Annotated in this window: 13 protein-coding genes; 5 read left to right on the top strand and 8 right to left on the bottom strand. The window is 59.1% G+C overall.

Annotation, left to right across the window (positions count from 1 at the left end; translation table 11 throughout):
- Positions 1-149: 149 nt before the first annotated feature.
- From HKK80_RS09875 to HKK80_RS09890, 4 genes are all read right to left on the bottom strand, one after another.
- Complete coding sequence (locus HKK80_RS09875; RefSeq protein WP_411799431.1) at positions 150-833, bottom strand: hypothetical protein; 684 nt, start codon at positions 831-833, stop codon at positions 150-152.
- A gap of 10 nt (positions 834-843) precedes the next feature.
- Entirely contained in the window at positions 844-1,290 is a 447-nt protein-coding gene (locus HKK80_RS09880; RefSeq protein ID WP_411799432.1) for a hypothetical protein, read from the bottom strand.
- 138 nt (positions 1,291-1,428) lie between these two features.
- On the bottom strand, positions 1,429-1,725 hold the full coding sequence (locus HKK80_RS09885; protein WP_411799433.1) for a hypothetical protein: 297 nt from the start codon (positions 1,723-1,725) through the stop codon (positions 1,429-1,431).
- Positions 1,726-1,898: 173 nt separating this feature from the next.
- Entirely contained in the window at positions 1,899-2,132 is a 234-nt protein-coding gene (locus HKK80_RS09890) for a HalOD1 output domain-containing protein (RefSeq protein WP_411799434.1), read from the bottom strand.
- 137 nt (positions 2,133-2,269) lie between these two features.
- Between HKK80_RS09890 and HKK80_RS09895 the strand changes: the two genes are divergently transcribed.
- On the top strand, positions 2,270-2,527 hold the full coding sequence (locus HKK80_RS09895) for a DUF4870 domain-containing protein (RefSeq protein WP_411799435.1): 258 nt from the start codon (positions 2,270-2,272) through the stop codon (positions 2,525-2,527).
- Here the strand turns inward: HKK80_RS09895 and HKK80_RS09900 are convergent.
- Positions 2,520-3,656: an MFS transporter gene (locus HKK80_RS09900; protein ID WP_411799534.1), complete on the bottom strand. Its 1,137-nt coding sequence runs from the start codon at positions 3,654-3,656 to the stop codon at positions 2,520-2,522. The two genes, HKK80_RS09895 and HKK80_RS09900, sit on opposite strands and share 8 nt — an antisense overlap.
- A 150-nt stretch (positions 3,657-3,806) precedes the next feature.
- Between HKK80_RS09900 and ribH the strand changes: the two genes are divergently transcribed.
- Positions 3,807-4,211 carry a 6,7-dimethyl-8-ribityllumazine synthase gene (ribH, locus tag HKK80_RS09905; RefSeq protein ID WP_411799436.1) on the top strand — a complete coding sequence of 135 codons (405 nt, stop codon included), beginning with the start codon at positions 3,807-3,809 and terminating at the stop codon, positions 4,209-4,211.
- Positions 4,208-5,359 (top strand): pyridoxal phosphate-dependent aminotransferase, encoded by a 1,152-nt coding sequence (locus tag HKK80_RS09910; protein WP_411799437.1) that lies wholly within the window; start codon positions 4,208-4,210, stop codon positions 5,357-5,359. Before ribH ends, HKK80_RS09910 begins: the two co-directional genes overlap by 4 nt.
- 98 nt (positions 5,360-5,457) lie before the next feature.
- Here the strand turns inward: HKK80_RS09910 and HKK80_RS09915 are convergent, their stop codons facing one another.
- The 3 genes from HKK80_RS09915 to HKK80_RS09925 all read right to left on the bottom strand — a co-directional run bounded on the left by HKK80_RS09915 (position 5,458) and on the right by HKK80_RS09925 (position 8,244).
- Entirely contained in the window at positions 5,458-6,423 is a 966-nt protein-coding gene (locus HKK80_RS09915; RefSeq protein ID WP_411799438.1) for an NDP-sugar synthase, read from the bottom strand.
- Positions 6,424-6,505: 82 nt separating this feature from the next.
- A complete protein-coding gene (locus tag HKK80_RS09920) occupies positions 6,506-7,279 on the bottom strand; it encodes a hypothetical protein (protein WP_411799439.1) in 774 nt (257 codons plus the stop codon).
- A gap of 5 nt (positions 7,280-7,284) precedes the next feature.
- Positions 7,285-8,244, bottom strand: a complete 960-nt coding sequence (locus HKK80_RS09925; protein ID WP_411799440.1) for an acyltransferase — start codon at positions 8,242-8,244, stop codon at positions 7,285-7,287.
- Positions 8,245-8,370: 126 nt separating this feature from the next.
- Between HKK80_RS09925 and HKK80_RS09930 the strand changes: the two genes are divergently transcribed.
- Both HKK80_RS09930 and HKK80_RS09935 read left to right on the top strand, forming a co-directional pair.
- Complete coding sequence (locus tag HKK80_RS09930; protein ID WP_411799441.1) at positions 8,371-8,817, top strand: CBS domain-containing protein; 447 nt, start codon at positions 8,371-8,373, stop codon at positions 8,815-8,817.
- A 100-nt stretch (positions 8,818-8,917) separates the two neighbouring features.
- Positions 8,918-9,085 carry a hypothetical protein gene (locus HKK80_RS09935; RefSeq protein WP_411799442.1) on the top strand — a complete coding sequence of 56 codons (168 nt, stop codon included), beginning with the start codon at positions 8,918-8,920 and terminating at the stop codon, positions 9,083-9,085.
- The last annotated feature ends 117 nt before the right edge of the window (positions 9,086-9,202 follow it).

The following is a 9,202-nucleotide window of genomic DNA, read 5'->3' on the forward strand; positions in this document are numbered from 1 at the left end:
GCACGAGAACTCTGTTGGAATAACTAAATGTGACAGTTGTTTACTTTGTGATTAGAACGTAAATATTGTCTGGCTCTTGCCGAAAATAGTGAAACAGCAGTATCTGTCCAAGAGTTGGCAGGTAAATTGGTGCAAGATACAGAGAAACTTCAGTCTTTTTTGATATTTTGTTTGTCAGCTTCTGGGTCTTCGGTTTCAACGACTTTCTCTAGTCGGCGCTCAAATTCTTCATCAGATAATTTGCCTGTTGCATACTGTTCTCGCAATTTGGCAATTGCTTCATCTTCGGAGCCAGGTGTAGTCGCATGACTGTGCCTATCGCCCGATGTGGTGTAGCTGGTCGAATCGGGCTGTGATACTTTCTCCACATTAACCCTTCTGAATAGATAGAATGCCCCTGGGAAGATATTCAGTACTGGGAAGGCAGTCATTCCAACCCATAGTGCCGTCTCTGGATCCCAATTTGTGGTTGCTCGGATATATTGCAGGTCGTAATATACTGATACTGGCATCAATACCCATGCAACGATCAAAAAAAGACCGCCTCCGAATTCTTCAGGAATGGCCATTCCGAGGAGCCCAACCCCTATGGCAGCACTAACACCGTAATACCATTTTTCTGAAACAGTGGTTGTGATCTTATTCGGGTCATGTGGTTTCTCTACTGCCGTTTGCTGTGGCTGTTGTTGTGTTGACTGAGCTGAGGATGGTGTTGGAGAATTCTTCTGTTTATGATTTCGAACACCGCATTCGGGACATACCTCTGCCTTCTTTTTGATTACCTCACCACAAGATCGACAAAAGACCTCATCTGCGCCTTTTTTTCGTCCCATGCATTATCACTCAGTAGCCTTCTACACCCGACCGCCGGAGTTCATCTTTCGCATCTTCCATGATTTTGTGGCAGTGGAACGGGACGATGAGCGGGCCAAGAAGGAAGTAATTGAATGTAAAGAAATTAATCAGTGCTAGACCTGTCTTCCCGATCATCCAGTAGCCAACCGGTGTTAGGAAGAACGACATTAGCATTACAGCCGTCTTATTTTCATTTGCGATCTTTTCCAATTCACGCTGTCGGTGACCGACTGTCGCTTGCTGTGTTGGTTGTTGCTGTTGGTCAGTCGGGGTATCAGATGGTTTCTGTCGTACCCCGCATTCCGGACAAATCTCAGCTTCTTTCTTAATTACTTCACCACAATCTGCACAATATGCCTCGTCAGCTCCCGGCGTTTCAGCATCCCCTGACCCATCGTTGGGAGCGGACTCTGGAGTATTATCTGTATCGCTCATATATCACGCATATATGCTGAGCATAATAAAACCCAAGTAACAATTTATTGATAGAAATGGCTGTTTCGTTGTCTTCGGTACCCTGCTACCTCGTATGTGATCCTTCCTATGACACGCTGTTAAACTTCAGATGTGGTGTTAGACGGTCACTTTACCAGCGTTGATTTTTTCAGCTTGATTATATGCATCGTAAGCTGCCCCAGCTGGAACTACAAGAAGAAGTGGATAGAAAACTAGGCCAACTCCAAGGGTCAATGTGGCAACGATAGGGATGATGAAGAAAGCTAAGATAAATACAGTTGCACCGCCACCAAGAAGCCAAAGTGCCCCACGGCCTGTTTGTCCATTGATAACAATATGCCCCACTCCAAGGATTAAGAATGATAGTACGGCTGATACGGTTGAATTCAATTCTTGTGTTTGTGTATTTGACATACATTTTGACAGTGTAACCTGTCAAGTTAAATTCTGTGTTATGCCGAATATTTACACGTCTGCAATCTATTACTATGTTGGCTCTTGCATGACTTGGTGGAGCAGTTTTCACTGTTTTATATTGACACTTGTTACCGTGCTGAACGCGCGAGTCGGTTACTCAACTTTCCCCGTCATGGCATTCGGTGGAGAGCCTCATTTTCAACACTAATCTCTTTTGAGCCGCGAATCGTGACTATGCATCCTGCGTAGGAAAACTGTACAACCAATTCAGTGTCGTGTATTGTCGCTGCGTGACCAACCAGTTCCTCAAGTGCATCTGGCTCAATAGACTCGTACAACGGAGGAAGTGAATCTACCGGCAAGGAGTTTCTGTCGGCAACGGCTGAAACAATTCTTACTGCCAATTCTCCTTCCGAGGTCGCATTTTCTAATAATTATTAGAAGTTATATATTTATTGTATGGTATAGCAGAAATTATATCTTTCTATTGTAATTTTATAATATGGTAAAATAAATAATATATTGTAGATTCAACCTCTGTATGTTGCACCGCCCCAACTACCAACTTCTGGACAGACACCGCTGTTTCACTGTCTTCGCTAAGAACCACGCGAAGCTGAACTTCCAGATCGTGCTCTTCATCGCTACGGTGATCGCGGCTATCTTGGTGTTTGCGTTCATCGGCATTCTGTTGCTCCCGATCCTCGGCATAATCGATCTCATCTTCGTGCTCATCGGGACGGTCAAAGCCAGCAACGGCGAGATCTACACCTACCCGTTGACACCCGACATCATCTGAGCCGCTCCCCGGCCTGTGGTCGCTCCGTCCCCGCGACGATCAGCACGAAGGCGATTAGCGTCAACACCGCCGTCAGGAGAACCGCCACGGTGTAGCCGTCGGTGGCGGCGACGCTGGCGGTGCCGAGCGGCGGCATCACCAGCGAGCCGACCCCGGCGGCGACGTTGAACACACCGATGACGGCGGTATCCTTCTCTGGCGGGTAGACCGTCAACAACACCGGAATGTACAGTGTCGCACAGCCGCCCAGCCCGAGGCCGATGAGGCCGACGCTGCCGATCAACAGCACTGGCGACGGCGCGGCCAGCAGCGTAAGCCCGGCGGTGGCACACCCAAGCGAGAGCAAAAACGCCCGCCGCGAGCCCAGCCGGTCGCCGAGGTAGCCGCCGCCGATCCGGGAGATGATGCTCACCCCGCCGATGAGCCCGAACGCTGTCGACGCCGCGGTCTCGGTCAGCCCGCGGGACGCAAAGAGATCGACGGCGAACGCCGCCAGCAGCTGGTACCACGCGAAGGCCAACCCGATGCCAACAAAGAGATACTGGAACTGCCGGGTTCGGGCCAGCCCGCCAACCCAGCCGAGCAGGTCGCCGATCGTCGTCGACGCCTCCTCGACCCACGGCGGGCGTCGACACAGCAGGCCGGCTGCCAGAAAGGTGAGCGTCGTCACCGACATGATCGCCAGAAACCCCTGTCGAACGCCGAAGTCGGCGATGGCGACCTGCCAGATCGGCGGCAACACGAACAGCCCGAGCCCGTTGCCGACGAAGATCAGCCCGGTCGCCGCGCCGCGTCGCCGCTCAAACCACCGGGGGACGACCGAGGCGACGACGACGAACTGCGTGCCGAGCGCCAACCCGAGGACGGCAAAGACGACGAGCAAGCCGAGATACGAATCAAGGACGTACAGCGCGGGGGCGGTCAGCCCGGTCGCGGCCGCCGCGGCAAGCAACACCGCCCGCGCGGGCCACCGCACCGACAGCACGCCGACGATCCCTGAACCGATAAAGAACGTAAACAACATGACCGAAAACACCGTCGACAGCGCGACCGGCGCGATCCCGAAGGCGTTGCTGAAGGGCTCCCGAAAGATCCCATACGAGAGCGGCGTCCCGAAGGTGAAGATCATCGCCACCGCGCCGACAGTAGCGACCAGCCAGCTGTAGCGACTGTCAGGGCCTGCGTCGAGCGACACGGATGAGCTACTTCCCGGTGCCCAAAAGGGCCCGCGGTCGCCGTCGAACGGTAGTTCTTTTGGCCGACCCCACGACCCTCCGCCATGACCAGTTTGGGACTGGTGGTCGCTCGATTCAACAGCGCGGTCACCACCGAGATGCAGGCGGCCGCCGAGGATGCCGCCGCTGAGTGCGACGCCGAGATCAGCGAACTACTGGAGATACCCGGGGCCTACGACGCGCCGCTGGCAGCCGATCGCCTCGCCCGCCGCGACGAGATCGACGCCGTCGCCGTCATCGGCGCGATCGTCACCGGCGACACCGACCACGATCAGGTGATCGCCGATGCCGCTGCACAGGGGCTCACGGATGTGAGCCTCGATCGGGATACGCCGGTGACCTTCGGCGTCAGCGGCCCCGGGATGAGCGGGGCGGAGGCCCGTGAGCGCGCCGAGAAAGGAGCGGAAGCGGTAAACGCCGCCGTGGACATGGTCAAGGTACTACCATGAACATGGAGTTCGCAGACCGCGTCCAGCGGGTCGAACCGAGCGCGACGCTGGCGATCAGCAACCTCTCCAGTGAACTTGAAGCCGAGGGGATCGATGTCGTCGATCTCTCGGTTGGCGAGCCTGACTTCCCAACCCCCGAAAATATCGTCGAGGCCGGCAAGGAAGCGATGGACGCCGGCCATACGGGCTACACCTCTTCGAACGGCATCCCCGAACTCCGGGAGGCACTCGCCGAGAAACTCACCGGACAGGGGATCGACGCCGACGGCGACGAGATCATCGTCACCCCCGGCGGGAAACAGGGGCTCTACGAGGGGATCAACACGCTGATCGACGACGGCGACGAGGTCGTCTTGCTTGATCCGGCCTGGGTCTCCTACGAGGCGATGGTGAAACTCTCCGGCGGCTCGCTCAATCGTGTCGACCTCTCACCGTACGACTTCCAACTCGAACCCGGTCTCGACGACCTCGCTGCGGCTGTCTCCGACGAAACCGAGCTCCTCGTCGTCAACTCGCCGTCGAACCCGACTGGAGCTGTGTACTCCGACGAAGCCCTCGAAGGCGTCCGCGACCTCGCAGTCGAACACGACTTTGCGGTCATCTCCGATGAGATCTACGAGCGGATCACCTACGGTGTCGAGCCGACCTCACTCGGCTCGCTCGATGGGATGGAAGACCGGACGATCACGCTCAACGGCTTCTCGAAGGCGTTCTCGATGACCGGGTGGCGGCTCGGCTACATCCACGCGCCCCAAGACCTCATCGATCAGGCCGGCAAACTTCACTCCCATTCTGTCTCCTGTGCGGTCAACTTCGTCCAGCGCGCCGGGATCGAAGCACTCTCGGAGCGCACCGACGATTCGGTCGTCGAGATGCGGGAGGCCTTCCGCGAGCGACGCGACATGCTGGCCGACCTTTTCGCCGAGCACGGCGTCGATGTCCCGGTCGGCGACGGCGCGTTCTACATGATGCTCCCCGTCGATGACGACGATCAGACGTGGTGCGAGGAGGCGATCCAGGAGGCCCACGTCGCCACCGTCCCGGGCAGTGCCTTCGGCGCGCCCGGCTACGCGCGAATCTCCTACGCTGCCAGCGAAGATCGGCTCCGCGAAGCGGTCGACCGCCTCGTCGAGGGCGGCTTCCTGTAAGCCGGGCTCGTATCACGATCACCGCCAGCGGTTGTCGCTTCTTTCTGCTCGCTACGTTTCTCTTCTCGCCTCGAAAAAATCAGAAAACGGGAGCCGCCTTACTCGTCGGAGACGACGCTGTAGGAGCCGATCAGGCTCTCGGTGAGGTCGATCCCCTCGACGGTCGCCTTCTCATCGAAGACCGTGTCGGTGAGTTCGGCGTCCTCGACGTGGGCATCGGGGAAGACGAGCGTGTCCGTCAGCGTCGCGTTCTTGACGGTCGCGCCGTCCATGACGTGCGTCGAGCCGTTGAGATCGCTGTTTTCGACGGTCGCGCCCTCAGCAATCTTCGGCTCGCCACCGAGCTTCCAGTCGACGGCATCGAGGTAGGCGTCGGCCTCGCCGATGTCGAACCAGACATCCTCGAAGGTGAAGGCGTAGACCGACTGCCGATCCTGGAGCCACTGAAGGAACCAGCCGGGCTCGTCGGGGTTCTCGTCGTTTGCGAGGTAGGTATCGAACTTCGGCAGCACCTCCGCCGGGAAGGCGTAACACGCGATCGACGCCAGCGTCGTGTTCGGTTCGTCGGGCTTCTCCTGGAAGTTGACGACCTCGTCGCCGTCGAGTTCGACCAGCCCGTAGGATTTCGCGCGTTCGCGGTCGCCCACGTCGTAGGCGGCCAGCACCGGAGACTCCTTGTCCTCAAAGAAGCCGACGAAGTCCTCGATATCGAAGCCGACCATGTTGTCGCCGGCGATGATCAGCAGGTCGTCGTCCAGCCCTTCGCGGTCGATCAGTTGGGCGAGCGCGCCGACGACGCCGAACTTCTCGTCCTCGTCGCTGGTGTCCTCGACGGAGAGTTCGGGTTTGTCGTAGCCCTGCTCGTTGACGTAGTTCTCGAAGTCCGCGGCGAACCGCTCGTTGGTGCTGATGTAGACGTCCTCGACATCGTCGTTGTCGTCGAGTTGGGCGAGCGTTTTGTCGATCACCGTGGTGTCGCCGACCGGGAGCAGCATCTTCGGTCGGTTCCGCGTGATCGGCCACATTCGCGTTGCATAGCCACCGGCAAGAACAATTGCATCCATGGACGGACAAGCTACCGCCGGTGACTTATACTCTGTTATTGGCATGGTATGCCGTAACACTCTCGGCTGCCGGCTGTTCGTCTCAGCGGTCGAACCGGTCGGCGATCGGTCGACTGTCGTTGTCTGTGGCCACGATCGATCGCAGCGTCGCGGTCGACTCGGCATCGAACCATAGCCGGCGTCGCCACCACGGGCCCTTTCCGGAGTCGTTTGAGAGCGCGGTAACGATCCGATTGGCCGTTGCCCCGGCGTCGGGCGTGCTCAGCGGCACCGCCCGCTGAAACAGCTTGGAGCCCTCACCGCCGCGAACCAACACCTTCGCGTCGAACTCGGCACGCTTGCAGTGGGCGTTGCTGGCGAACGCCGCTCTGTCGGCTGGCGACAGCGACTGACAGGCGTCGCTATCGAGAACCCGGTCGATCCGAAACTCGCCGATCAGGTACGCCCCCCACTCCGGGGCGACCCACTCAACGGCAGGTTCAGTGTCGACCTCGGCGGGCGGCTCGTGGCGCGTCAGCGTCGCATAGAAGTACAGCGAATCGCCCGGCTGCAACTCGCTGATCGGGCCGGCCTTGACCGCGTGTTCATCGCCGTAGGTATAGCTTTCACAGCAGGGGTACCCCGCAAACTCGGGGTCGAGATGGACGGCCTGTGTGGGGGTGTCGGCCGGCAACGCACACGGCAGGGTCGGGAGTTCGGCCAGCAGGTCGGCGTAGGTTGGTACCTCGGCCGCGGGAGCAACCGGCTCGCGTTCGGGAATCGGGAGGTAGACAAAACTGCCGTCCGGGTATACGGGGCCGCGAACCCCCGGGAGGTTCGTGTTGGCGGCGACGTTGATGGCGAGTGCGCGGGCCACGCTACTCACTCGCTGGTCGATGGCGGGTTCGCATCCCCCGTCGCCTTCGGCGGCGTTGGTGGCGCGTCCGGCGGCGACAGCGTCCGCTGGAACTCATCGAAGATCTCGATCTCGTCGTCGATCTCGTGGTGAATCTTGCGGTCGGCCTGTCGCCGCTGGAGGCGGCCGTCACCGATCGGCTCGGCGGCCTCTTCCCAGCCAGGTTTGATCTTGACGCTGTTGGCGGGGGAGCCGACGACGACGTGGTGGGCAGGCACGTCACCCTGCACGACCGATCGCGCGCCGACAAGCGCGTTTTCGCCGATCCGACAGCCGGCCCGCACCATCGCATCGTAGGTAACGCGGGCGTCGTCGTCGATGATCGTGTGGTAGTTGTCAACATGTGTCTGGTCGACCAGATCGTGATCGTGGCTGTAGATGTGCGCCCCGTCGGAGATCGAGACGCGGTCGCCGACGGTCAGTTTCCCGCGGTCGTCGAGGTGGACATCGTCGTGGACGACGACGTTGTCGCCGACCGAGATGTTGTGGCCGTAGGTGAACGTGATCCCCTTAAAAAACCGGCAGTTGTCGCCGCACTCATCGAAAAGGTGGTTTGCGAGCATCTGGCGAAACTGGAGGGCGAAGGCGACGTTGTCGGCCATCGGCGTCGCGTCGAACTGCCGCCAGAGCCACTGGAGATGTTTTGATTCCTCGAATCGATCCGCATCTTTCTCGGCGTAGTACTCCGACTCCAGTGTCGCGTTACAGGGGTCGTACCCCTGCAACCGAACCCGGGTTGCTGGTGAGACCGTCTCGCCGGCCTGCCATGCCTCGTAGGCCTCCCGATCCCCAAAGAGGTCGACAAGGATGTCGGTTACTACCTCGCAGGTGTCTTCATCGCTTGAGAGCCGTGCATCCACCGACTCGATGAAGCGATCGACCCCATCGGCCGCGTCGGCCGGCAGGGAGACGTGTCGCTTGGTCATTGGCATGCGTTGCCTACGAGCGGATAAATGGATTCGGTTGTGTGAGTGTAACCGGCCACCGACAGGAGCCGTTCGATTGGTTAGCCAGCAAACAGGTTTTTCTATCTTGCGACATAATACCAACCAATGCTCGTTCGGGAGCTGATGACGACCGATCTCGTGACCGCTCCGGCCGAGACTACCATGCAGCAGGCGGCCAAGCGCATGCTGAGTGCCCGTGTTGGGAGTATTATCATCACGACTGACGGCACCCCAACCGGGATCGTCACCGAATCTGACGCGCTGACGGTCGGCTACGCCGCCGACAGACCCTTTTCGGAGGTGCCGGTGCAGGCGGCGATGAGCCACCCGCTTGTGACGATCGAGCCGACAGCGACGGTTCGAACCGCCACCAACCGGATGGTCGACGACGAGGTCAAGAAGCTCCCCGTGATGTCGGATCTGGAGCTCCACGGTATTCTCACGATGACCGATATCGTCCGCTCCCACAGCGATCTGGTCAACGAGGCACGACAGATCGAACAGGGGCGCGGTCTACACGACCCTGACGATTGGCGGCGCTCCAAGGAGTAGGTTCGTGACGAAACCGGTTGGCTAACTGTCCTGATCGCTATCGAGTAGCCATGCACTCCCAATCAGCCACCACACACGGCGTCGTTTTCGGAGACAATCGATGACACCGCTCGTTCCGGTTCTCGCCGTCACGGTCGTCGCCCACGCGGTGCTCGCGGTCGGCGTGTTTCTTCATGGCCGCCGCACCAACCGCGACCCCGGCTACTGGCTCCCGGCAACGCTGCTGTTCGGTCTCATCGGCGTCGCCGGCTACCTGTGGAGCCGGTAATACAGCCGGCGGTTGCACCGTCTCCACCCACGACCGCCACCCCCCATCTTCGGTTCGAAATCGCACGCAGTGATACCGACACAGAAACCCACAACCACTTTCACCGCGCCGTCAGAC

This window comes from Halonotius sp. F2-221B (genome assembly GCF_046719765.1).
Taxonomy (GTDB): domain Archaea; phylum Halobacteriota; class Halobacteria; order Halobacteriales; family Haloferacaceae; genus Halonotius.